The following is a 23,700-nucleotide window of genomic DNA, read 5'->3' as shown; positions in this document are numbered from 1 at the left end:
TCCGCGGCGCCCGGCCCCGTCAGTCCCGGCGCACGGGCTCGGGCCGCGGTGTCGCGTGCCGGGCCGGCCGGTCCGCCGGGGGGTGCGGCCGGGTGGGCCGTCCCGCCAGGTCGAACGCGGCGAGCACCACGCGCGCCTGGTACTCGACCTGCCGGGCGACCGGTATCCAGTAGGCGCCGCAGCCGACCCGGTAGTCGGCGCACCACGCGTCGATGAGCCGGTCGAGTTCGGGCAGCACACCGTCGGGGTCGCGCCCGGAGGCGGTCACGAGCTGGTGCAGCAGTCCCGCGGTGCGCAGCGCGAGGCGGCGCCCGGCGAGCCGCAGGGCGGTGAGGCGGGCGGTGTCCAGGAGCGGCAGGGCGCGCGCGCCGGGGACGTGCGCGTCGGGGTCCCAGGAGTCGGCGATGCCGGGGCCGACCAGTAAGTAGTCGTCGACCGGGGCGAGGAGCCGCCCGGCCCCGGGGGTGTCGCGCAGCCGGGGCCGCACGCGGGCCAGGATGCCCGCCAGCCGCTCGGTGTCGCGGCGCAGGGTGTGGCCGACCGGCCGGAGCAGGGCGTCGGGGTCGGCGGGCCGGGTGGGGTCCTCGACGGCGTCGACGCCCCACATGGGCGCCTCGACGATCGCCGTCACGGTGCCGTGCGGCCGCGGGTGGAACCAGGTGGACTCGACGGCCGCCTCCGTGATGGCCGCCGCGAGGTCGCCCGTGTCCGGCGGCGGGACGCGGTACACGGCGGGGCCGAGCGCCGGCCAGTACAGGGTGTCGAACGGGCCGAGTTCGCGCGGGATGCCGAGGCGGGCGGCGCTGTGCGCGACGCGCTGGGCGAGACCGGGGAGGTCGCGGGTCAGTTCGACGAAGGCGCCGCCGACGTCGACGCCGTGCAGCGAGCACTGGAGGAAGGGCCGCAGCTCGTCCTGGAGGTCGAGCAGCGCACGGGTCTCCGGCAGCACGGCGCCGGCCGCCCCCTCGGGCAGCCATTCGGGCTGTTCCAGGAACCCCGGCCGGAAGAAGTGCCGGAAGTAGCGGCCGAGGGTGTACGGGCCGGTCAGCCAGGTCTCGTTGCGGCGGGAGCCGTCGGGGTCCAGGCACAGCAGCAGGTTCCAGGTGGCGTCGGCGCCCTCGGTGAGCCGCGGGTCGGCGAGCGCCCGCTCGGCCAGCCGCAGCGCGGTGGCGCCGCCGACGGGTTCGTTGGCGTGCGGGCCGGCGACGACGAGCGCCTGCCGGCTGCCGTGCCCGACCGAGAGGAGCAACAGCGGCGCCCCCTGGCGGGAGGTGCCCACGCGGCGCAGCCGGACCTCCCCCGGGCGGCGGGCCGCGAGCGCGGCGGCGTGGGCGCCGAGTTCGCGCACGGTCGGGTAGCGGCGCAGAGGCGGCAGGGCACACCTCCCTCGTACGGCACGGTCGGCTCACCTGCTGTGCAGGGTGCACCTACCGTCAGTCACGATCCGGGGGTGCGTCAACACCCGTGCGCGCAGAGGATGCCGAGGGCGAGGCGCTCGGGGTCCGGGTCGCGGCGGCGCGCGGCACGGGCGCGCCGCGGGCTTCGGCCGGGCCCCGGCGGGCGGCCCGGCGCCCGTCAGCCCGCGGCGAGGCGGAACATCATGCGGCCGAAGCCGATCTGGTCGCCGTCGCGGACGACGGAGGCGCCGACGACCCGGCGTCCGTTGACGGTCGTGCCGTTGGTCGAGCCGAGGTCGCGCAGCACCCACACGCCGCCCTGCCTGCTCAGTTCGGCGTGGACGCGGGAGACGGTCTCGTGGTTGAGGCGCAGCCCGCTGGCCGGGTCGCGGCCTATCCGCAGCGGGTACGGGCTGCCCGGTGCGGGCAGTTGGAGCTGCGGGAGGCGCTCGGCCTGCCAGGCCCTGCGCAGCCGGACGGTGAAGCCGGAGACGGCCTCCACGGTCCCGAACACCGCCTTTGACCAGCGGCTCTCGGTGGGCAGGTCGGCGGTGAGCCGGGCCAGGTCCTCCGACCGGCGGGCGGCCAGCGCCAGTTCCATGCGGCGGATGAAGGTGTCGTGCGACAGACGGCCGAGGGCGACACCGTCGCGGAGCGATTTGAGCGCCCGGTCCCGCTCCGCGTCGGACAGCCGCGCGGGGTGCGTGGAGAACTCGAAGGACGACGTCACGTTGGTGATTGTCGGTCAGCGGCGGCGGCGTGTCCAGAAAGCCCGCTCGGAGCGGGCGGGGGCCGGGGGTGGCGGGCCCAATGGGCGACGGGCACGTGGCAAAAGAGTGGATCGGAAAGCGCTTTGATCGCGCGTGCAGCACCATGGACGGACTGGGTCACGCCGAGCCGACGAGGGGGAACTCTGTGCGATTCGAGGTGTGGGCGCCGCAGGCCGACCGGATGACGCTGCACTGCGCGGACGCCGAGAGCGCGATGGAACGCGTTGCGGGCCGGCCGGGCTGGTGGGCGGGAGAGGCGGAGGCGGAGGACGGGACGCGGTACGGCTTCGCCGTCGGCGACGGCCCGGTGCTGCCCGATCCGCGCTCGCGCCGCCAGCCGGACGGCCCCGACGGGCTGAGCGCCGTGGTCGACCACGAGCGGTTCGCGTGGCGCGCCGCGTGGGCGGGGCGCGCGCTGCCCGGCGCGGTCCTCTACGAGCTCCACGTGGGGACGTACACGCCCGAGGGCACGCTCGACGCGGCGGCCGACCGGCTGGACCACCTGGCGGAACTGGGCGTCACCCACGTCGAGTTGATGCCCCTGTGCCCGTTCCCCGGGCGGCACGGCTGGGGGTACGAGGGGGTCGGCCTGTGGGCCGTGCACGAGCCCTACGGCGGGCCGGAGGCGCTGAAGCGCTTCGTGGACCGGGCGCACGAACGGGGCCTCGGCGTCGTGCTGGACGTCGTGCACAACCATCTCGGCCCGTCCGGAAACCACCTGCCCGCGTTCGGGCCGTACTTCACGGACACGCACCAGACGCCCTGGGGTTCGGCGGTGAACCTCGACGCGCCCGGCTCCGACGAGGTGCGCGCCTACCTCGTCGGCAGCGCGCTGGCGTGGCTGCGCGACTACCGGCTCGACGGGCTGCGCCTCGACGCCGTGCACGCGCTGAGGGACACGCGCGCGCTGCACTTCCTGGAGGAGCTGTCGGCGGCGGTGGACACGCTCGCCGGGGAGCTGGGCCGGCCGCTGTTCCTGATCGGGGAGTCGGACCTGAACGACCCGCGGCTCATCACCTCCCGCGAGGAGGGCGGTCTCGGTCTCGACGCCCAGTGGAACGACGACTTCCACCACGCGCTGCACACGACGCTGACCGGCGAGGGGCAGGGCTACTACGCGGACTTCGCGCGGGCCCCGCTCGCGGCGCTGGCCAAGACGCTGACGTCGGGCTTCTTCCACAACGGCAGCTATTCCAGCTTCCGCGGCCGGCACCACGGCAGGCCGATCGACCGGGCCCGGATCTCCGCGCAGCGGCTGCTGGGCTACACGCAGACCCACGACCAGATCGGCAACCGCGCCCAGGGCGACCGGCTGTCGGCCTCCCTGTCCCCCGGGCTGCTGGCCTGCGCGGCGGCACTGACCCTCACCGCGCCGTTCACGCCGATGCTGTTCATGGGCGAGGAGTGGGGCGCGGGCACGCCCTGGCAGTTCTTCACCGACCACACCGACCCCGAACTGGCCGAGGCCGTACGGCGGGGCAGGCGGAGGGAGTTCGCGGCGCACGGCTGGGCCGAGGAGGACGTGCCCGACCCGCAGGACCCGGCGACCCGGGACCGCTCCTGTCTGGACTGGTCGGAGCCGGCCGCGCCGGCCCACGCCCGCCTGCTGGACTGGTACCGCGAGCTGATCGCTCTGCGCCACCGCCAGGCGGACCTGTCCGATCCCGATCTGGCGGCCGTCCGGGTGGCCCACGACCCGGAGGCCCGCTGGCTCGCGGTGCGGCGCGGGGACGTGCGGGTGGCCGTGAACCTGTCGAAGGACCCTGCGGTGATCCCGCTCGGTGTCCGGCGGGGGCGGGTGCTCGCCTCCTGGGACCCGGTCGCGGAGGCGCTCACCGACGGTGTGCTGAACGTGCCCGGCGAGTCGTGCGTGGTCCTCGCCCAGGCGTGACCCGCGGGGCCCGGTCTCCGGGGCCGCGCGGCGGGAGCCCGCGGTACGGAGCCCGCCGGAGCGGAGGCGCGGACGGTCCGCGGCCCCGCTCCGGCCGCTCGGCCGCGTACGGCTGGTGCCGTGACCGGAAGGGTTCGCCGGACGGCTCGCGGCGTGCGGTGCGGTGCAGCGCACGGCGGAGCCTCGCCCGCGTACGGGATGTACCCGGGTGATGCGGCGACGCGGCGCGGTGCCGTGCCGGGCATGGCGAGCCGGTGAACCCTTCCGGTCGGGGCACCGGCTAGGGGCTGTCGTCGGGGCCGTCCCGCAGGTCGGTCACCCGCTCCAGCAGGATCGGCTCCCAGGCGCGGCGCAGCCGGGCCTCCAGGAGCGGGAGGGCGTCGCCGCCGCGGCCCCGCAGGCCGTCGGCGAGGCGCACGACGGTGTCGCAGCGGGCCAGCCACAGGCCGCGCAGGCAGAGGCGGGCGCCGTAGCCGGCGAGGGTGGCGGCCCGGACGGCGGCGGGGGCGCCGACGGCTGCGGCGAGCCGGGCGATGTCCTCGGCAGGATCGCCGACGACGGCCCCGCTCCAGCCGAGCACGCCCCGCACCCGCCCGCCGGCGCCGATCACGAGGTGCTCGCCGACCAGACCTTGGTGGACGAGGTGCCCGGGGCCGGGCTGTGCGGCGAGCTGGTCGGCGGCGGACTCGGCGAGCTGGTCGAACCGTGCCGGGTCGAAGTCCTCCGCGGGCAGCCGTCCGGCCGCGCGGACCGCGGCCGACCGCAGCGTCCGCAGCGATCGCGGGCCGGCCTGCGGCACCCCGAGGGCCGCGGCCCGGCGGACGGGCACCTCCCGCAGTCCGGACAGCACGCCCGCCAGGTCCGCCTCGCCGACGGCGGAGAGGTGGCTCTCCTCGCCGGAGGCGCCGGGCAGCCGGGTGTCGAGCGTGCAGGACAGGCCGGCGGCCCATTCGCCGCGCGCGACGCTCACCGGCACCGGTACCGCGAGGTGCGGGCGCACCAGGTCGCGCAGCGGCAGTTCGCGGCGTTGCCGCAGGGAGGCGTCGCGGTCGCCGGCGAGGCGCAGCACGTGGCGTGCGCCCACCCACCAGGTGAGGGGGCCGCCTTCCCCGGGGGCGGGCCGCACGTCGGGTCCCGGGCTTCTGCCGCCGTCGCCGGCGAGCAGCGAGCGGACGAGGCGCCCGACGCTGTCCGGGGTGGGGGTGGGGGGCGGTTGGCTCATGGTCGCGCCCTTGTCGTCCGGGGGCGGGTGCGAAACGGTCGCCGTGCGGTCGGTGCGTCCACGTCAGCCGACGATCACCATCTCGCGGGAGGTGTTGTTGAGGCGGCGTCCGCCGTCCTCGGTGACCGTGACGATGTCCTCGATGCGGACCCCGAATCGGCCCGGCAGGTAGATGCCGGGCTCGACGGAGAAGCACATGCCGGGCACCAGCGGCCGGGTCTCGCCCTCGACCATGTACGGCGGTTCGTGGGTGGTGACGCCGATGCCGTGTCCGGTGCGGTGGATGAAGTACGCGCCGTATCCGGCGTCGTCGACGACGGCCCGGGCGGCCCGGTCGACGTCCTGGCAGGCGGCTCCGGGGCGGACGGCGGCGAATCCGGCCTCCTGGGCGGCGCGTACGACGTCGTGGACCGCGCGTTCCTCGTCGTCCGGCTCGCCGACGTGGACCGTGCGGGAGGTGTCGGAGCCGTAACCGTCCTTGAGGCCGCCGAAGTCGAGGACGACCGTGTCGCCCTGCCGGATGACCCGATCGTCGGCCTCGTGGTGCGGGTCGGCGCCGTTCGGTCCCGAGGCGACGATGGTGAAGTCGACCTGTTCGTGCCCGAACCGGCGCAGCAGACCGGCGAGGTCGGCGGCGACCTCCGACTCCCGGCGGCCGGCGAAGGCCACCCGGCGGATCTCCTCGAAAGCCGCGTCGGCGGCGGCTCCGGCCGCGGCGAGCCGGTCCAGTTCCGCCGCGTCCTTGACGGCGCGCAGCATCGGCAGCGCGTCGCTCAGCGCGGTGTACCGGGTGCCGGGGAGGCGTTCCATGAGGCCGAGCAGGTGCAGGGCCCAGCCGTTGTCGCTGATGCCGAAGCGGCCGGCGGGGCCGACGAGGGGCGCGGCGGCCGTGTAGGGATCGGTGCCGTCGGTCCAGTCGTGCAGCGTCAGCGCGGGGGCGCCGGCCGACTTGGCCGCGTCGGGCGCCTCCAGCGTGGGCACCACGAGCGCCGGGTCCCGTCCCGCCCGGAGCACCAGGAGGGTGAGCCGCTCGGTCTCGACGGGACGGTATCCGGTGAGCCACACCAGGTCGGGGCCCGGCGCCACCAGAACTCCGTCGAGCCCGGCGTCGGAGGCCGCCTCGGTGGCGCGGGCCATCCGGGCCGCGTAGTCGGCGGCGGTGAACGGCGCGGGTGCGGCGGCGGTCATTGCGTGCCTCCCTGTGTGCGGGGTTCCCCGGGGGCTGTGGGCAGCATCCTGCCCCTCCGGGAGGGTCCGCGCGAGCCGGTCGCGCCGGGTGCCGCGTGCCGGCCGGCCCCGCACCGTGTCCGGGTGCCGGACCGCGTGCGCCCGGCGTGGTCGCCGGCGAGCCGGCGGAGCGTGGCAAGGCGGGGCCGACGGGGTTCCGGACGGCGGCGGGGCCGACGGGCTCGGCTCGTGCCCGGTGGCGACGCCGGCACGGCGGGCGTCAGGTCACGACGCCGGGGACGGCCGTCACGTGCCCGCTGCTGCCGTCCGGGTGCCGGACGCCGAGGGTGAGGCCGCGGCCGGGCTCGGCCGCGGCGACCGCGCGCGCGAGCCCGGCCGCCGAGGCGATCCGGGACCCGCCGACGGCGAACAGCACGTCACCGCGGGCCAGCCCGGCCGTGGAGCCCGGTCCGGGCAGATGCACCGCGACGAGCAGGGCGCCCTGGCCGCGGGCCGCGTCCACGGCCTCGACGCCGAGCGCCGCCCGCCCCGACGTGCCGCTGCTCCTTCCCGGCGCGATCGGGGCTCCGCTGCCGGAGGCGGTCGCCGTCCGGCCGGCGGGCGGTGCCGGGGTGGCCCCCGGCCGCCCCGGCGCGCCGGTGGCCGCGCGCGGCCGTTCCGCGGCGGCGTCCTGCTTCTGGACCGCGGCGAGCCGGCTCATGCCGATGACGGTCGCCCCGACGGTGCCGAGCCCGACCCCCGACAGCACCAGCACCAGCCCGGCGAAGAGGCCGAACAGGAGCGAGGCCACCCGGCCGCCGCGGCGCCGTGCGGCGTGCGGTCGCCGCGCCGCGGGCGCCGGGCGCTCCCCGGCGCCCCGTTCCTGCCCGGGCATCGGCTTCGGTCGCAGCGCGGTCTGTTCCATGGATGGCCTCCGGCGGGTGCTCTGCGGTCGCCTGCGGCTTCTGCCCTACCCACACCGTCGGCGCGCGAAGGTTCCCCAACGAGTGAGACTGGAGTCCGCGACTCCGGGGGATGGCCGCGCCGGCCCGCCGGCCGGAGGCGGAACCGGCCGCCTCGGCCCCTCCGGCCGGCGCCGCGCCCCGCCGGACCCCCGGCGCCGCGCTCCGCACCGGCGGGACGCGCCCCGCGGGCACGCGCACCGCCGGAGGTACGGCCGCCGGGGAGTTGGGCACGGTCGGAGGGACGGCCACCGGGAGGTGCGGGCACCGCCGGAGCCTGGGGAGAGGCCGGAGCCGCGGGCACCGCCGGAGCCGCGTCCGGTCCGCGTGCCGGCCGCGGCAGCGCGTGCTCCTCGGCGGCCGGGCACCGGTTGGCCCCGGCCTTCCCCGGCCCCGGCCTTCCCCGGCCCCTCCGGGAGCGCCGCGGGGGCACGGGTCCGGCACGGCCGGCACCGGCTCAGAGCGTCGCGGGGGCGGGCGTCCCGCGCGGCCGGCGCCGGCTCAGAGCGCCGCGGGCTGCCCGCGCCAGGGGAGCGCCGTTCCGGGCGTGCGGTCGGGCACGAACCCGTGCGCCCGCCGGGCCAGGTCCGCGGCGCCGTAGCGACGGCAGTCCTGGTGCCACTTCAGGATGCCGGCCAGCCAGTTCCGCAGGTCGGCCACATAACCGTCCATGATCCGGCGGACCTCCTCGGAGAGCTTGAAGTCCTCGTAGAGAAGGGGCAGTTCGTGGGCGGCCACGTGCTGGAACTGCTCCATGCGCTGGGTCATCAGGTCGTGGACGACACCGAGTGCGGCCGGATAGTCGCAGCCGAAGAAGTTCTGCACGACGAGGATGCCGTTGTGCACCTCCCCCTCGTACTCGATCTCCTTCTGGTACGAGAACACGTCGTTCAGCAGCATGGCGTAGTCCATGGCCGCGTTCTCCAGGGAGCGGACGGGGCCGCTGCGGTACACCTCCGGCGGGACGGCGGGTCCGTGGCCGAGGCGGCACAGGCCCATGGTCAGCTCGGAGCCGAAGGTGGCCCGGCGCATCTCCAGGTAGTCGATCGGGTCGGGGATGCGGTTCTGGATCTGGTTGGACAGCTCCCACAGCCAGCTCTCGGTCATCACGTCCACCGACGCCCGCACCGTCCGGCGCGCCTGCGGGGCCATCCCCGCGGTGGTGCGCCGCCACAGGTCGATCAGGCCGCGTTCCATGCCGTTGACCGGGACGGGGACGTCCTCGCCGTCGACGGGCATGCAGGCCGACAGGCGCGCGGTGGTCAGCCTGGCGGCGGCCAGGTCGCGGCGGTTGCCGAACAGCAGCGGGTAGTAGTCGTCGCCGTAGGTGCCCCAGGCGAGCCACTGCGAGCTGAGGTCGAGTTCCTCGGGAGTGGCGTCGGGATGGATGCCAGCCGCGCACAGCGGCAGGTCGTAGGCGATGAGCTTGTCCTCGTCCCAGACGCCTTCCTGGAGCATCCCGGTGGCGTGCATCCAGCCGGTGAGACGGGCGCGGGCCCCCGCGAGATGCGGGCTGAGGGTGACCTCGAACGGCATCAGGAAGTCGGGAAGCAGGGAGGGGCCGACCTTGCGGAACGGCACGTGGGTGTAGGCGCGCATCCGCTCGGCGCCGGCCGCCGAGAGCAGCCCCGCGACGTCCGCGGCGGAGGTGCCGAAGCCGGCCACGGCGAAGGGGCGGGGCTCGTCGGTCGCTCCCTGGTTCATGTAGCGGCTGGAGCGCAGGTGCCACGCGTGGCCGCCGGACTGCCAGTCCTGGAGCCCCTGGGTGTAGGCCGCGACGGCGGCCACCTCCGGCGGGGTGAGGCCCTTCTCGGCGGCCAGCGCGGGCACTTCGGTGAGGGCGGTGTGCTCGAACTGGTGGAGCCGCGAGGTGAGGATGTCGTTGACGGTCTCGGCGGCCTCCTGGGTGGTGCAGCCGAAGAAGGTCTCCAGGACGAGCACCCCGTTGCTGAGTTCGCCCTCGTCCTCCACCTCGCGCTGGTAGGAGAAGAGGTCGTTGCGCAGGTGGACGCCGTCCGAGAACGTCTCCATGAGCACGCGCAGCGGCCTGGACCCGGCGACGGATGCCGGGACTTCGGCGGTGGCGTACTCGACGAGGCCCGCGGACCAGGGGGCGCCGCCGACCTTGCGGCGCATCTCGATGTACTCGACGGGGTTGGCGACCCGTCCCTCGTTGATGTTGGACAGCTCCCACATCGACTCGTTGAGCAGATGCTCGGTGGAGACGGCGAACCGCCGGCGCCAGTCCTCGGTCATCGCCGGCACGGTCCGCGCCCACAGGTCGGCGAGGCCGGCCTCGACGGGGTTCTCCGGCTCCGGGACGGGAGCGGACAGGTCGAGCGGCATGAAGAGCGGCAGCCGGTCGAGGTAGGCCCTGCCTCCCTCGCGGTCCTGCGTGCGCTTGAACGTCTCCAGGAAGTGGTCGTCGAAGAAGAACACCCACACGTACCAGTCGGTGATCAGGGACAGGGCGGGTCCGTCGCAGTCGGGGTGGGTGTAGGCGCACAACAGGCCGTAGTCGTGGGCGTCGAGGTCGGACTGCTCCCAGATGCCCGAGCCCTCCAGCATGCCCATCCCCCGGGCCCATTCGACGGTGTGCGCCCGCGCCTCGTCCAGGTGCGGGTTCAGCCGGGCTGCGTACGGCATGTAGAAGTGCGGGAGTTCGAACGGCTGCGTCATGGCCGGGCCCTACCCAGGGCCCCGATCGGGCATCCGCGGGCCGGTGCGTGATCACACCATCGCGTGAAATGGCGCGAAAGACCGCGCGCGAGGCGGCCGTTCGGGGTTCCGGCGCCTCCGGGGGCGGGTTCCGGTGCCCGTCGGCGGTCAGTTCCCCCGGCCGCGCACCTGGACGAGCGCGTGGGTGCCCCGGGTGCGCCAGCGATCGCCGTCGGCGGCGTCCAGGGCCGCCTCGGTCGCGGGGTCGAGTCCGACGACGACGTCCGACTTGAGGGTGCGCAGCGCCGCTACCGGGCCGGGGAAGTACGCGGTGACGTCGGCGAACGCGGTGGTGGCCGGGTACAGCCGGTCACCCACGAGGCGGCGGTAGTTGAGGTCGCCCTTCAGCACGGTCAGGTCGGCGGCGGCGAACTCCCGCCGGAGGTCCGCGGGCATCTCGCCGTACGGGAGCGGCGCACACGAGAAGGGGTGCGCGCGCGGCACGAGCCGGCCCTCCGCGAGGGCGGACCGCAGCCGCCGCCCCGCCTCCGCCGCCGCGCCCCCGGCCGCGGTGAGCCGGTCCAGGGCGTCGAGGACGTCGGCGGTGGTGGCGTCGGAGACGTAGTACGGGGCGGGCTTCAGGTGCAGGACGGCCCGCCCGACCCGGCGGTGCAGCAGCAGGTGGTCGACGAGCAGCAGATCGGGGAGGAGTTCGCGGCCCGCGTTGTCGGCGACCAGGCAGAGGGTGTCCGCGGTGAGCAGGGAGCGCAGCGCCGCGGTGTCGTCGGCGACGAGCCCGCCGCCCTGCCCGGACCCGCCGTCGGCGGTCTGCATCCGGAACCCGAGGTCGGCCCGGTTTCCCCAGAGCGACCCGTGCAGGAGGGCCTGCTCCTGCTCCGGGACGGGTCGGGTCGCGAGGTCGTCGAGCGCGGCGAGTTCCGCGTCCGCCTCGGCGGTCTCCAACTCGGCGAGCTTGAAGGGCCGGAAGGGGTCGACGCCCTGCCAGGGGCCCGGGGAGAAGTAGCCGACCGCTTCGAGGAGCAGCCGGTAGAAGTAGCTCTCGGACCAGAGGAACGGCACCTCGAACCAGGAGCGGCCGTAGTACGCCTCGCCGCCCCAGGCGTCCCAGCGCGCACGGTCCGGTGCCGACGCCGGGAGCGGCTCGATCACGCCCTCGGTGCTGTCGGTGAGCAGGCCGGCGAGCGCGCGGCGCTGCTCGGGTCCGTAGGGCAGGGCCTCCGCCACCTTCCGCAGGAGCGCCGGGTGCCGTTCGGCCAGCACGCTCCAGGGGAACGAGCCGCGCGCCGAGGAGACGACCACCGGGGCGTCGGAGGCGGACGGGGCCGCGGGGTCGGGATCGCGCATGCCGTTCACCGTACCCGCCCGGCGGGACGCGACGCCGGGCGCGGGCCCGCGCCGCGGCGGGGGGCCGTGGACCGGGCGGGGCCCGGAAGGCGCCGGGCCGGCGCCTGAACACACGGCACGGCCGCCCCGTACTTCACGGTGCCCCGCGCGCGGAACCACCGCCTCCCCCGCGGTGGCGCGATCCACACCGACCCACCGAGGAGTCCTCCGGATGACCGCCCACCGCACCGCCACGGCGGCCGTCGTCGCCCTGACGGCTCCGCTGCTCCTGCTGTCGTCCGCGTGCCCGGCGTCGGCGCACGGCGCTCCGACCTCGCCGGTCAGCCGGGTCTTCGCGTGCTCGCCCGAGGGCGGCGCCGCGAACCGGTCCGCCGCGTGCCGGGCGGCCGTGGCCGCGAACGGCGCCCCGTTCACCGCGTGGGACAACCTGCGGGTGGCCGGGGTGAACGGCCGGGACCGCGAGGTGATCCCGGACGGCAGGCTGTGCAGCGGTGGTCTGCCCGCCTACAAGGGGCTCGACCTGGCCCGTGCCGACTTCCCCTCGACCCGGATGACGCCCGGCGCGTCCTTCACCCTCGCGTACAGCTCCACGATCGCCCACACGGGAACGTTCCGGCTCTACCTGACGAAGCCCGGCTACGACCCGAACCGCCCGCTGCGGTGGTCCGACCTGCCGGCGCGGCCGTTCGCCACGGCCACCGACCCGGCCCTCGTCGACGGCGCCTACCGCATCCGGGCGAAGCTGCCCGCCGACCGCACCGGCCGTCAGATGCTGTTCACCGTCTGGCAGAACACCAGCACTCCGGACACCTACTACTCCTGCTCGGACGTGGTGCTCTCCGGTGGACCCGCGGCGTCGACGCCCACCCGGAGCGCGGGCGCGCCGGCGGGCACGGGCACGTCCTCCGGCGGCCGGGGCGCGCACTCCCCCTCGGCGGTGCCCGCCGCGCCCTCGTCGCCGGCGGTGGCGTCGGCCTCGGGCGTGACCTCGGCGCCCGCGTCGTCCGAAGCGGCCTCCTCGGTGACGGCGTCGCCCGCCGCAGCGGCCCGCACCGACGACCTGACGCCCGCCGCGGACTCCACCTCGGGCGGCGGCGCCACGCTGCCGCTGGCCGCGGGAGGCGCGGCGGCGCTGCTGCTGACCGCCGGGGTCGCCGTGACACTGCGCCGCCGGCGCTGACACCGCCCCGGCCGCACCACGTTCCGCTCGTCACCGGCCGCGCCGATCGGCCCGGACGCGATCGCGCCGGCGGACGGCGGTCGCCGGTCCGGACACCGGGTCCGGCCGCCTTCCGGCGGCAGGCGTCCTCGGGGCCCTCGCTCCTTGGGCGACGGAGCGTCAGGCCACGCAGCGCCCCGGAAGGCCGTGGTCGTACCTCCGCGCCGCCCCGCCGGTCGCCGCCGGTCGGCGCCGCGGCACGTGGCCCGACGATCCGTCCGCGGGCGGGGCCGGCGGCGGGTCCGGTCAGGCGGGTGGAGCCGGCCGGTCGGCGGGCACCGGTTGCGGGGTGAGCCGGTGCAGCCCCTTGCGGTCGTAGTAGCGGGTCATCGCGAAGCCGAACAGGACACCGGCCACCGCGCCCACACCGATCATCAGCCAGGCGCGGCTCAGACCGGCGTCGGCCCGCGCGTCGAAGAAGAGGATGGCGCGCACCCCGTCGCTGAGCTGCCGCATGGGCTCGAAGACCGACAGGAAGCGGTAGAAGCCGGGAACGGCCTGCAACGGCACCGTGGCGCCCGAGGACGGCAGTCCCAGCACGATGAACACGAACATCGACACGAGCTGCCCGATGCCGCCGAACGCCGCGTTGATGGCCTGCACGCCCAGCCCCACGGCGAGGCTCGCGCAGTAGGAGTAGATCCACAGCAGCGGCAGGTGGGTGGCGTCCATGCCGAGGACGGCCACGGTCGCCAGCATGATCAGGGAGACCGTCAGCACGGTGATCCCGGCGGTCATGACCATTTTCAGCAGCAGCGTCCGGGTGCGGTCGATGGGGACCGTGGGGCGGCGCGTGTGCCAGGGGCCGATCTCGCTGTCGGCGTACCCGAGGGCGGTGTCGACGCCGACGCTGATGAGGTTGGCGCCGAGGAATCCGGCGAGCACCAGGAGCAGGGTGTAGTAGAAGGCGCTCAGTCCGAGACCGCTGTGCCGGCCGATGGGGTGCCCGACCCGGGTGGCGACCTGGACGGGGTCGGCGAGGAGCAGCCGGGTGGTGGGGTCGGCCTGCGCGGTCGCCGGGGACGCCGTCAGCTGTCTGCCGATGGCGGTCGACGCCTGCCGGGCCGCCGCCGTGGTGATGCGGGCGGCCAGGGAGGAGCCGAGGCTGCCCATGCCGGGGTTGGTCAGCACCGTCAGGGTGGGGCGCGCGGTGGCGTCGGCCGTGGTGAGTGCGGCGAGCGTGTCGGTGAAGTCGCGGGGGACCTCCAGGACGCCGTAGACCTTGCCGGAGGCGAGTTCGTCCCGCGCCTCGGCGGGGGTCAGCCGCCGCCAGTCCACCGAGCCGGAGGTGTCGTCGGAGACGATGGCGGTGGTGACCTGCGTGCCGGCGTTCTGGCGCTGGCCCGGGAGCGGCCTGCCCAGGTCGGCGTTGACCAGACCGATCGGCAGCCGGCGCAGGTTCTCCTCCGGGTTGACGATGCCGCCCATGTAGAGCAGGGACAGCAGCAGGGCGAGCAGACCGGTCAGCACCGCGGGGACGATCCACAGCCGGGGCCGCCGCAGCAGCGGACCGACGCGGGCCCCGCCTTCGCGCGTCCCCGGCCCGGGGTCCGTCCCGCCCGCCCCCTCGCCGGTTCCGTGTCCGGCGGTGCCGGCGCCTTCGCCCGTACCGCCGCCCCGGCCGCCGCCGGAGCTGCCGGGCGTGCCGTCGTCGTTCGGGTGCCTGCTGTCGGCGTCCATGCTTCTCCAGGGGTCCGGGGCGCGCGGCCCGGCCGGCGTGTCCGGGTCCGCAGGTCAGGCCAGGATCGGGGGTTCGCGGGCCGCCCGGCCGCCGACGCGCCGACCGGTCGGCAGGCGGGGCGGGCCGCACCCGCCGCTCCTGCCGTCCGCCGGCGGCACGGCGGGTGGCCCGCCGCCCCGTCACCGACCGGCCGACCCGCCTTCCCGCGCCGGACGCATGCCGGTCACACCGCGGGGGAACGTTTTCTCCGTCCCCGTTGCATCGCCTCGGATTCGTCCGTCCGCGTGCGGGCGTGACGCGGAAGGACGACGTGCGCCGTGTCCCTGCCTCCGCTCGACAGCCCTTCCGCCGCCCCGGCCGTGCCCGGAGCCGCCCCGGCCCGCGCGGCCGTCGCGGCTCCGGCCGCCCCCGACGTCTGCGGGTCGGCCCCGGCGCCGCCGCGGGCCGCCGCACCCGACCCGCCCGCCTCTGCCGTCACCGCGGCCGGGGCCGTCGCGGGCGCCCACGGGCCCGCGTCGCCTGACGGCCCTCTCGTCCCCGGGCCCCGGAGAAGACCCACGCCGTCCTTCGCCCGGCGGACGGCGGGCCGCGGCCCGTCCGCCGCCGCCCGCGGGACGTCCGCGGACGGCGAGGGCCCGTCCGCGCCCGCGGCCCCCGGCGCGGCGGCGTCCGCTCCGCCCGGTGCGGCGGCCGGGCTCCTCGCCCCCGCTCCGGACGGCGCCCCCGCACCGCCGGGCACCCTCGGCCCGGCCCGTCCGGCCCCCCTCTCCGGCCGCACCCGGCTGGTCCTGGCGCTGCTGCCGCTGCTGCTGATCGGGGCGTGGGCCGTACTGGACCGGCGCACGCTGGGGGACGGAGCCGCGCGGCTCGCGGACGCCGACCCGTGGTGGCTGCTGGCCGGGGTCTTCTTCACCACGCTCGGCTGGGTGGCCGCGGCGTGCGTCCGGCAGGGCGCCCTCCCCGAACGCCTGCCCCCGGGGCTGCTGCTGGCCTCCCAGTTCGCCGCCGGCGCCGCCAACCACGTGCTGCCGGCCGGCCTCGGCGCGCACGCCGTCACCCTGCGCCTGCTGCGCCGGCAGGGCGTCCCGACGGCCCGTGCGACCGCCTCGCTCGCCCTGTACTCGCTGGTCAGGCCGCTGGCGAAGCTGCCGGTGCTGATCGTGTTCCTGGTCGCCGTGGAGGACACCCGGCGGCTCGGCCGGCTCGCACCGGACCGCTGGACCCTGCTGCCCGCGGCCGGCGGCGCCGTGCTCGCCCTCGCCGTCGCGCTCGCGCTGCCGGCGCTGGTGCGGCCCGCGCGCGGTCCGGCCCTGCGCTTCCTGCGCACCGCGCTGACCGACGTGAAGGTGCTGCACACCAGGCCGAGCCGCGTCCTCGCCCTGTGGGGCGGGGCCGCGGCGACACCGGTGCTCCAGGGGAGCGTGGTGGCGTCGGTGGGGTTCTCGCTCGGGCTTCCGCTGTCGTGGGCGCAGGTGGTGCTGGCGCTGCTGGTCGCGAGTACGGCCGCGGGCTCGGTGCCGGCGCCGGGCGGGATCGGACCCGTGGACGCCGCCCTGGTGTTCACCATGGTCGCGCTCGGCGCACCGGCGGACCTGGCGACGGCCACGGTGATCGGCTACCGCGTGCTGACGGTCTGGGTGCCGCTGCTGCCCGGCAGCCTCGTCCTGTCCGCGCTGGTGCACCGCGAGGTCCTCTGAAGGGCCCCGTCCGGCCCTGCGATCCGGTCCGCCGCCGGGCCGGCGCGGTTCGTCGCGGCGAGGACCGGCCGGTCGAGCGGGAGCGGGCGGGTCCGTGCGAGCGGCGTGTGCCGCCGAGCGCCCGCGGCCCGGCCCGCGTGACCGGTGGCATCGTCACGCCGCCCCGGGCCCCGGCCCGTCGCGCGCGGACCGCCGTTGTGTGTGTGGGGGGGCCGCCGCGTGGCGGCCGGCCGGGCGCGGGACGCCGAATCGGCCCCCGCGGCCCGGCACACCGCGCGGGGCCGCGCCGACGCCGACCGTCCGCCTGACGACACCGGCGGTCAGCTCCGTGGTTCACCGCGCCCGGTGAGGCTCCGCGGGGCGTGGCCCGGCCGCTGTCGCTGGGCATCCGGGGACGCCCGTGCCCGGGGCGGCGCCGCCCCGGGGTGGACCCTCAGCCCTCGTCCGGCGCCAGCCGCAGCGAGATCGAGTTGATGCAGTACCGCTGGTCGGTCGGCGTGGGATAGCCCTCGCCCTCGAAGACGTGCCCGAGGTGCGATCCGCAGCGGGCGCAGCGCACCTCGGTGCGGACCATGCCGTGCGAACGGTCCTGGACCAGTTCGACGGCCTCGGTGTCCTTCGGGTCGTAGAATGACGGCCAGCCGCAGTGCGACGCGAACTTCTCCCCCGACGTGAACAGCTCGGCGCCGCACGCCCGGCAGGAGTAGACGCCCTTCGTCTTGGTGTCGGTGTACTCACCGGTGAAGGCGGGCTCGGTGCCGGCCTGGCGGAGCACCGTGTACTCGGCCGGGGTCAGCTCCGCGCGCCACTCCTCGTCCGGCTTTTCGACGTCGTACGACATGAAGCTCAACCCCTCACATTCCTGGAGGCCCGCAAGGGGCCCACTGCTACGCGGACAGGCGGGCCAGGATCTCCGGTCCGAGATCCGTCACGTCACCCGCGCCCATGGTGAGAACGAGATCACCGGGCTTGGCCATTCCCGCGACGACGGACGGCACCTCCGCGGTGTCGTGGACCGGGGTCGCGTCGGCGCCGGCGGCCCGGGCGGCCCGGAGGATCAGCTCGCTGGTGACCCCCGGGATCGGGTCCTCGCGGGCCGGGTAGATGTCGAGGACCACGGAGGCGTCGGCCAGGGCCAGGGCCTCGCCCATCTCCTTGCCCAGTTCCTGGGTGCGCGAGAACAGGTGCGGCTGGAAGACGACGAGGATGCGCCCCGAGGTGCCGGCGCGCATGGCCTCCAGGTCGGCCGTCATCTCGGTGGGGTGGTGCGCGTAGGAGTCGACGACCTGGACGCCCGCCGCCTCGCCCTTGAGCTGGAGGCGGCGCTTGACGCCGGTGTAGGAGGCGAGCGCGGGGGCCAGCTCGGTCGCGGGGATGCCCAGGGCGACACCGGCGGCCAGCGCCGCGACCGCGTTGTGCGCGTAGTGCCGGCCGGGGACGGAGACCGGGAAGGTCAGCTCGGCGCCGTCCATCAGGACCGTCACCTCGCTGGTCAGGCCGCGCGGCACGACGGAGAGCACCCGGACGTCCGCGTCGGCGGCGTCGCCGTAGGTCACCACCTTCACGTCGCGGGCCGCGACCCGGCGGGTCAGCTCGCGGGCGCCCTCGTGGTCCGCCGAGATCACCAGCGTGCCGCCCTCGGTGACCCGGTCCACGAAGGTCTCGAAGGACTCGTAGATCTCGTCCATGGAGGCGTAGTTGGCGTGGTGGTCGAGTTCGACGTTGAGGACGATCGCGACGTCGGGCGCGTAGGTGTGGAAGCTGCGGTCGGACTCGTCGGCCTCCGCGACGAAGATGTCGCCGGTGCCGTGCAGGGCGTTCGAGCCGGGCGCGTCGAGGTCGCCGCCGATGGCGTACGACGGGGCCAGGCCCAGCGAGGAGAGGGAGACGGCGAGCATCGACGTGGTCGTCGTCTTGCCGTGCGTGCCCGCGACGGCGATCGGGCGCAGGCCGTCCATCAGGCGGGCGAGGGCGTCCGAGCGGTGGACGACCGGGATGCCCAGCTCGGCGGCGCGGGCCAGCTCCGGGTTGTCCGGGCGGATCGCGGAGGAGACGACGACGCAGCTCGCGTCGGGGGCGAGATGGCCGGCCGCGTGCCCGACGCGGACCGTGACACCGAGCGCGCGCAGCGCCTCGGCGGTGGCGGAGTCCTTCGCGTCGCTGCCCGCGACCCGGGCTCCGCGCTGGGCGAGGATCTTCGCGATGCCCGACATCCCGGCGCCGCCGATGCCGATGAAGTGCGGTCGGTCCATCGCGGTAGGAAGGCCGGGTGCCATGCGTGTTTCTCCCCAAGATCCGGTACGAAGGTGGGCGCGCCCTCCGCGGAGGGCGCGCCCCCAGCCTATGGGGTGCGGCCGGTGCCGCCCGACAAGGGAGAGCGGCGCCGCACGCGCCCCGGCGGTTCGGTGAGCGGGGCTCAGGCCTTGCTGTGCGAGAACAGCTTCAGCACCGGCACGCCCACCTTGTGGCGGGCCTTGGAGGCCCAGTCGCGGTGGAAGAACTCCTCCACGTAGTGCGGGTCGGTCAGCACGATGACCTCGTCGGCCTCCACCTCGTCGACGAGGCCCTTCAGCGCGTCCAGCGGGTGGTCCTCGATGAGCCGCCCCTCGGCCTCGCTGCCGGACGCCCGCAGGGCCACCAGCGACACCTCCAGGGCTCGTTCGCCCTGGCTCGCCGCGGCGTCGCCCTCCGGGGTCTCGCCCTCGCGCGCCGCCTCGTCGATCTCGCCGAGCGCCACGTCGTCGATGGCCCGCAGCAGCCGGTCCGCCTGGTCGCCCCGGGGCTGGAGCAGCACGTGGAAGGCGACCGTCTCGTCACCGTGCAAGGTGGTGACGAACTCCACGTCGGCGGACGTCAGGGCCTTCTCGATCATCAATACGCTTGTGAACACGACAGGCGCCCTTCTCGTCCTTGGGCCGTCCCGGCCCCTGCGGAAACCATCCTGCCCCGTGACCGCACGGGGGCTGCGCGATTTAGTGTGCCCGGCGCGGAACAAACGGAACGTCCTATTCCGTCCGGCTGCGGGAGCGGCGGTAGCGACTGAAGAGGAAACCGGCCTCCTCCAGCAGCGACACCAGTTCGAAGCGGTGCGGCAGCGGTACCGCCGGGCCTCCCGCCACGCGCTGGGCGTCCCCGGCGGTGAGCAGGGGGGACACGGTCAGGCACAGCTCGTCGAGCACGTCGGCCGCGATCAGCCCGCCCAGCAGCCGCGGGCCGCCCTCGGTGAGCAGGCGGGTGTGGCCGAGGTCGGCGAGCGCCCGCACGGCGCGGGCCGGGTCGATCCCGGCGCCGTCCCCGGCGACCACCACGCGGGCGCCCGCCTTCTCCGCCGCCGCGACCCGGTCGGCCGGAGCCGCGGCGCCGGTCAGGATCAGCGTGGGCACCAGCGGCGAGGTGAACAGGGGCAGCGAGAAGTCCAGGTCCAGGCCGGCGGTGACCACCGCGACGGCCGGTGCGGGGGCCTGCCCCGCGGCGGCGCGCAGGCCGGCGAAGGTATCCCGGGCGCGGGCGGGCCGGTACCCCTCCTGGCGTACCGTTTCGGCACCGGCGATCACGACGTCCGCGAGGCCCCTGAGCACCCCGAAGACCCGCATGTCGGCGGCGCAGGAGATGGGCTGGGAGCGCCCGTCGTGCTGGGCGGCGCCGTCCAGCGTGGAGACCATGTTGGCCCGCAGCCACGGACCGCCGGCCGCGGGGTAGGCGTACGTCTCGGCCAGCTCCCCGAGCCCCCACTCGCGGTCCGCCCGCTCCGCCCCGGGAGCCTCGTCACGGGGCTGGGCTGCTGTTTCGTCGGTCACAGGGAACAGGCGTCGCATGACGTGCAGTGTGGCACGGCGCATAGAGTGGGTGACCGTGTCGTCCTCCTCCACCACCGCCTCCGGGACCGACCCGATAACCGAGGCGGCCCCGCTGTCCCTGTGCGCCCGCGAGCCGCACGTGCCCGCCGACCGGCTCGTCGCCGAGATGGTGCCGCCGCCGCGCTTCGACGCGGTCCGCTTCGCCACGTACATCCCGGACCCGAACCAGCCCAGCCAGACCGAGGCGGTGGGCGTGCTGGAGTCCTTCGCCGGCGGGCTCGGCGGGGCGCACGCCGTGGGCGGCGCCAAGCGCAGGCTGTTCGGCTTCGGCAAGGCGCCCCGGACCCCGGCCGGGCCCCGGGGCGTCTACCTGGACGGCGGGTACGGCGTCGGCAAGACCCACCTGCTCGCCTCGCTGTGGCACGCGACCCCGGCGGAGCCGGCCCTCAAGGCGTTCGGCACCTTCGTGGAGCTGACGAACCTGGTCGGGGCGCTCGGCTTCCAGAAGACCGTGCAGACGCTGTCGGGGCACCGCCTGCTGTGCATCGACGAGTTCGAACTCGACGACCCGGGCGACACCGTCCTGGTGTCGACCCTGCTCGGCAAGCTCGTCGAGGCGGGCGTCGCGCTCGCCGCCACCTCGAACACCCTGCCGGGAAAGCTCGGTGAGGGCCGGTTCGCCGCCGCCGACTTCCTGCGGGAGATCCAGGGCCTGTCCGCGCACTTCCGCCCGCTGCGCATCGACGGCGAGGACTACCGGCACCGCGGACTGCCCGAGGCGCCGCCGCCCTTCTCCGAGGACCAGGTCACCCGGGCGGCGTACGCCGCCGAGGGCGCGTCGCTGGACGACTTCCCGCAGCTGCTGGAGCACCTCGCGCGCGTCCACCCCAGCCGCTACGGGGCGCTGACCGACGGGATCGGGGCGGTCTGCCTCACCGACGTCCGGCCCGTGCCCGACCAGTCGACGGCGCTGCGGCTCGTGGTGCTCGCCGACCGGCTGTACGACCGCGAGGTCCCCGTCCTCGCCTCCGGTGAGCCCTTCGACCGGTTGTTCAGCGAGGAGATGCTGAACGGCGGGTACCGCAAGAAGTACTTCCGCGCGATCTCCCGGCTCACGGCGCTGGCCCGCGACGCGAAGGGACTCGTGGAGAAGCCGCAGGGCTGAGACGACGGGTCCCGCACGGCAGCGGGGGGCGGCCCGGTACCCGCGAGCAGCGGATTCGCGCCACGGCCGCCCCTTTTTCGGGCGCTCTGCGGCCGACGGTCCCTTCGGGCGGCTCGGCGGACACCTTCGCCGGTTACGCTACGGAACGGCACCGGCCGTAGCCGTGGGTGACCGGCCGGGAGGGGGCCCATGTTCCGACGTACGACGGTCCGCACCCTGCTCCTGCTGCTCGCCGCCGTCCTGCTGGGCCTCCAGCCGCCGGCTCCGGCCGAGTCGTCCGGCTCCGCGCACCGGGGCGCGTACGTGGCCACGGCCGAGGCGGAGGACCCGCACCAGCAGGGACCGGCGGAGGGCACCCGTCGGCGGGTGCGCGACGAGGATCCCGTCCCCGGCCCGCCCGCTCCGGCACCCGCGGGCACCGACCCGGCCTCCGGCCGCGCGCCGGGCCCGCTGCGCCCCCCGCACCCGAGCACGTCCGGAGCCGCGACCCCGCACTCCCTCGCGGCACTCCAGGTCTTCCGCTGCTGAGCCGGGCACCTCCCCCCACATCCCGCTCGGCAAGCCGACGCGCCCTCGACGGCGCGCCAGGAGGATCCGCCATGCGCTCTCTCGTCGACTCCGATCGCCCGACCGGCCGGTGGCCCGGGGACCTCGTCCCGCCGGACCGGGGCTTCACGCCCCGGCCGCCGTTCGCCGCCCGCCGCACTCCCTGGGCCCCCACCGCCCCCGACCGTCCCGGCCCGCACGGCCGGCGCCCGGTCCACGACGCCCCGCGAGGTGGGCGATGACCGGCCACGACGGCGCCGCGCGCCGCTTCGGGGCGTACCGCCCCGGGAACCTCCCGGCGAGGTTCCCCCATCTGCGCAAGGACCTCGCGGCCTCCGTGGTCGTGTTCCTCGTCGCCCTGCCGCTGTGCGTCGGGGTCGCCGTCGCCTCCGGGGCTCCGGCCGAACTCGGCCTGGTCACCGGCATCGTGGGCGGGATCGTCACCGGCGCGATGCGCGGCAGCAGCCTCCAGGTGTCCGGCCCCGCGGCGGGACTGACCGTGCTCGTCCTGGAAGCGGTGCGCGCCTACGGCCTCGCCACCCTCGGCGTGATCGTGCTCGCCACCGGTCTGCTGCAACTCCTGCTCGGCGCGCTGCGACTGGGGCGCTGGTTCCGGGCCATCTCCCTCGCGGTCGTCGAGGGCATGCTGGCCGGCATCGGGCTCGTGCTGATCGCGGGCCAGTTCTACGCGCTGGCCGGACTGGCCGCACCGGCCTCCGGCGTCGCCAAGCTCACCGGGCTGCCGAGCGCGCTCGCCGACGCCGTGCGCGCGCCGCAGACGCAGGCGTCGCTCGGACTGGGCGCCGGCACGGTCGCGCTGCTCGTGCTGTGGCCGCGGCTGCCGCGCCGGGTGCGGGCGGTCCCCGCCGCGCTCGGGGCCGTGCTCCTGGCCACCCTCGCGGTGCCGGTCCTCGGCCTGCCGGTCGCCACGGTGGAGGTGCGGGGGCCGGCGGGTTCCGTCCAGCCGCCGCCGCTCGACGCGTTCGGTCAGCTGGCGACCGTCGGGCTGCTCGGCACGATCCTCGCCTTCACCCTGATCGCCTCCGCCGAGTCCCTGTTCAGCGCGGCGGCCGTGGACCGGATGCACGACGGCCCGCGGACGGCCTACGACCGGGAGCTGATGGCGCAGGGCGCGGGCAACACGGTGTGCGGCCTCCTCGGGGCGCTGCCGATGACCGCGGTGATCGTGCGCAGCTCCGCGAACGTCCGGGCCGGGGCGCGGACCAGGGCCTCCCGGGTGCTGCACGGCGTCTGGCTGCTGCTGTTCGCGGCGCTGCTGCCGGCCGTGCTCGGCGTCATCCCGCTGCCGGCCCTCGCGGGCGTCCTGGTGCACGCGGGCTGGAAGCTGATTCCGCTGCGCGAGCTCGCGTCGCTCTGGCGCGAGCACCGGGGCGAGGCCGTGGTCCTCGTCGTCACCGCCGTGTCCATCGTGGCCGTCGGCATGTTCGAGGGGGTCCTGACCGGGCTGGCGCTGGCGGTGGCCAAGACGGCGTGGGAGTCCTCGCACGTACGGCTCGACGTCCTGGACGAGGGCGCGAGCGCCGTGCGGGTGCTCCTCTCGGGCAACGCGACCTTCCTGCGCCTGCCGAAGATCCTCGACAGCCTGGAGGCGCTGCCGCGGGACCGGCCCGTCGAGCTGGACCTCTCGGGCCTGCACCACCTCGACCACGCCTGCCGGTCCGCGCTGGAGACCTGGTCGGCCCGGCACGGGGTGGACGGGACGGAACCGGTGCGGGTCGCTCCCGAGAGGTGACGGCCGGCCCGGCCTCCCGGTGCGGGGCCGACCGGTCCCGCACCGCGGGGCCGGACGGCCGGGCCCGACGGCACGGCGGCCTCGCGGCGGAGCCGTCGTAACCTGGACGTGTCAGGCAGGACGGGCGGCCCGCGCGCGAGCCGCCCGCACCGGACGACTCGGAAGGGGGTCGTCATGGTCCAGGAGATCATCGCGGCGATCGCGGTGGCGGGTTCCGCCGGAGTGGTCTATCTCGCGGCCGGCGCCCGGGTCGTCAAACAGTACGAGCGCGGGGTGGTGCTGCGCCTCGGACGGCTCGCGGGAGAGGTCCGGCCGCCCGGCTTCACCATGATCGTCCCGTTCGTGGACCGGCTGCGCAAGGTGAACATCCAGATCGTCACGCTGCCGGTGCCGGCCCAGGAGGGCATCAC

The 23,700-nt window shown here is 76.0% G+C and carries 18 protein-coding genes and 1 pseudogene; 7 read left to right on the top strand and 12 right to left on the bottom strand.

What is annotated here, in order from left to right; all coding sequences use genetic code 11:
* Window positions 1-19: 19 nt before the first annotated feature.
* Together ACGFS9_RS14015 and ACGFS9_RS14010 are read right to left on the bottom strand one after the other, a co-directional pair.
* Window positions 20-1,348: a M14 family zinc carboxypeptidase gene (locus ACGFS9_RS14015; RefSeq protein WP_393253117.1), complete on the bottom strand. Its 1,329-nt coding sequence runs from the start codon at window positions 1,346-1,348 to the stop codon at window positions 20-22.
* Between the two features lie 227 nt (window positions 1,349-1,575).
* Entirely contained in the window at window positions 1,576-2,127 is a 552-nt protein-coding gene (locus tag ACGFS9_RS14010; RefSeq protein ID WP_393253115.1) for an FHA domain-containing protein, read from the bottom strand.
* 185 nt (window positions 2,128-2,312) lie between these two features.
* On the opposite strand from ACGFS9_RS14010, the gene treZ reads away from it, so the two are divergent.
* Complete coding sequence (treZ, locus tag ACGFS9_RS14005) at window positions 2,313-4,058, top strand: malto-oligosyltrehalose trehalohydrolase (RefSeq protein WP_393253113.1); 1,746 nt, start codon at window positions 2,313-2,315, stop codon at window positions 4,056-4,058.
* 280 nt (window positions 4,059-4,338) lie between these two features.
* On the opposite strand, the gene ACGFS9_RS14000 is transcribed toward treZ, so the two are convergent.
* The 5 genes from ACGFS9_RS14000 to ACGFS9_RS13980 form a co-directional block, all read right to left on the bottom strand.
* Window positions 4,339-5,280 carry an aminoglycoside phosphotransferase family protein gene (locus ACGFS9_RS14000; protein WP_393253111.1) on the bottom strand — a complete coding sequence of 314 codons (942 nt, stop codon included), beginning with the start codon at window positions 5,278-5,280 and terminating at the stop codon, window positions 4,339-4,341.
* Window positions 5,281-5,343: 63 nt separating this feature from the next.
* A complete protein-coding gene (locus ACGFS9_RS13995; protein ID WP_393253110.1) occupies window positions 5,344-6,468 on the bottom strand; it encodes a M24 family metallopeptidase in 1,125 nt (374 codons plus the stop codon).
* Window positions 6,469-6,727: 259 nt separating this feature from the next.
* The gene (locus tag ACGFS9_RS13990; RefSeq protein WP_393253109.1) at window positions 6,728-7,372 is read right to left on the bottom strand and encodes a PDZ domain-containing protein; all 645 of its coding nucleotides are present in this window, start codon (window positions 7,370-7,372) and stop codon (window positions 6,728-6,730) included.
* 538 nt (window positions 7,373-7,910) lie between these two features.
* Window positions 7,911-10,088, bottom strand: a complete 2,178-nt coding sequence (cyc2, locus tag ACGFS9_RS13985) for a germacradienol/geosmin synthase Cyc2 (protein WP_393253107.1) — start codon at window positions 10,086-10,088, stop codon at window positions 7,911-7,913.
* 147 nt (window positions 10,089-10,235) lie between these two features.
* Window positions 10,236-11,432 (bottom strand): damage-control phosphatase ARMT1 family protein, encoded by a 1,197-nt coding sequence (locus ACGFS9_RS13980; protein ID WP_393253106.1) that lies wholly within the window; start codon window positions 11,430-11,432, stop codon window positions 10,236-10,238.
* 211 nt (window positions 11,433-11,643) lie between these two features.
* On the opposite strand from ACGFS9_RS13980, the gene ACGFS9_RS13975 reads away from it, so the two are divergent.
* Entirely contained in the window at window positions 11,644-12,612 is a 969-nt protein-coding gene (locus tag ACGFS9_RS13975) for a lytic polysaccharide monooxygenase (protein ID WP_393253104.1), read from the top strand.
* A gap of 285 nt (window positions 12,613-12,897) precedes the next feature.
* On the opposite strand, the gene ACGFS9_RS13970 is transcribed toward ACGFS9_RS13975, so the two are convergent.
* The gene (locus ACGFS9_RS13970) at window positions 12,898-14,331 is read right to left on the bottom strand and encodes a YhgE/Pip domain-containing protein (RefSeq protein ID WP_393253102.1); all 1,434 of its coding nucleotides are present in this window, start codon (window positions 14,329-14,331) and stop codon (window positions 12,898-12,900) included.
* A gap of 705 nt (window positions 14,332-15,036) precedes the next feature.
* On the opposite strand from ACGFS9_RS13970, the pseudogene ACGFS9_RS13965 reads away from it, so the two are divergent.
* Window positions 15,037-16,029, top strand: a pseudogene (locus ACGFS9_RS13965) (YbhN family protein); the annotation flags it as partial.
* Window positions 16,030-16,462: 433 nt separating this feature from the next.
* On the opposite strand, the gene msrB reads toward ACGFS9_RS13965, so the two are convergent.
* The 4 genes from msrB to ACGFS9_RS13945 all read right to left on the bottom strand — a co-directional run bounded on the left by msrB (window position 16,463) and on the right by ACGFS9_RS13945 (window position 19,844).
* On the bottom strand, window positions 16,463-16,870 hold the full coding sequence (msrB, locus tag ACGFS9_RS13960; RefSeq protein WP_393253456.1) for a peptide-methionine (R)-S-oxide reductase MsrB: 408 nt from the start codon (window positions 16,868-16,870) through the stop codon (window positions 16,463-16,465).
* 46 nt (window positions 16,871-16,916) lie between these two features.
* Window positions 16,917-18,305, bottom strand: coding sequence for a UDP-N-acetylmuramate--L-alanine ligase (gene murC / locus ACGFS9_RS13955; RefSeq protein WP_393253100.1), 1,389 nt, complete (start codon window positions 18,303-18,305; stop codon window positions 16,917-16,919).
* A gap of 140 nt (window positions 18,306-18,445) precedes the next feature.
* Window positions 18,446-18,919, bottom strand: coding sequence for an indole-3-glycerol phosphate synthase (locus ACGFS9_RS13950; protein WP_393253099.1), 474 nt, complete (start codon window positions 18,917-18,919; stop codon window positions 18,446-18,448).
* A gap of 115 nt (window positions 18,920-19,034) precedes the next feature.
* Window positions 19,035-19,844, bottom strand: coding sequence for a pyrimidine reductase family protein (locus ACGFS9_RS13945; protein ID WP_393253097.1), 810 nt, complete (start codon window positions 19,842-19,844; stop codon window positions 19,035-19,037).
* On the opposite strand from ACGFS9_RS13945, the gene zapE reads away from it, so the two are divergent.
* The 4 genes from zapE to ACGFS9_RS13925 all read left to right on the top strand — a co-directional run.
* On the top strand, window positions 19,843-20,991 hold the full coding sequence (zapE, locus tag ACGFS9_RS13940; protein WP_393253096.1) for a cell division protein ZapE: 1,149 nt from the start codon (window positions 19,843-19,845) through the stop codon (window positions 20,989-20,991). The two genes, ACGFS9_RS13945 and zapE, sit on opposite strands and share 2 nt — an antisense overlap.
* A 189-nt stretch (window positions 20,992-21,180) precedes the next feature.
* A complete protein-coding gene (locus ACGFS9_RS13935) occupies window positions 21,181-21,519 on the top strand; it encodes a hypothetical protein (protein WP_393253094.1) in 339 nt (112 codons plus the stop codon).
* Window positions 21,520-21,775: 256 nt separating this feature from the next.
* Window positions 21,776-23,290 (top strand): SulP family inorganic anion transporter, encoded by a 1,515-nt coding sequence (locus tag ACGFS9_RS13930; protein ID WP_393253092.1) that lies wholly within the window; start codon window positions 21,776-21,778, stop codon window positions 23,288-23,290.
* A 174-nt stretch (window positions 23,291-23,464) separates the two neighbouring features.
* On the top strand, window positions 23,465-23,700 hold a 236-nt coding region (locus ACGFS9_RS13925; RefSeq protein WP_393253090.1), incomplete at its 3' end, for an SPFH domain-containing protein.

The organism is Streptomyces sp. NPDC048566 (genome assembly GCF_043199735.1).
GTDB lineage: Bacteria > Actinomycetota > Actinomycetes > Streptomycetales > Streptomycetaceae > Streptomyces.
This window is presented reverse-complemented; position numbering and strand designations above follow the sequence as displayed.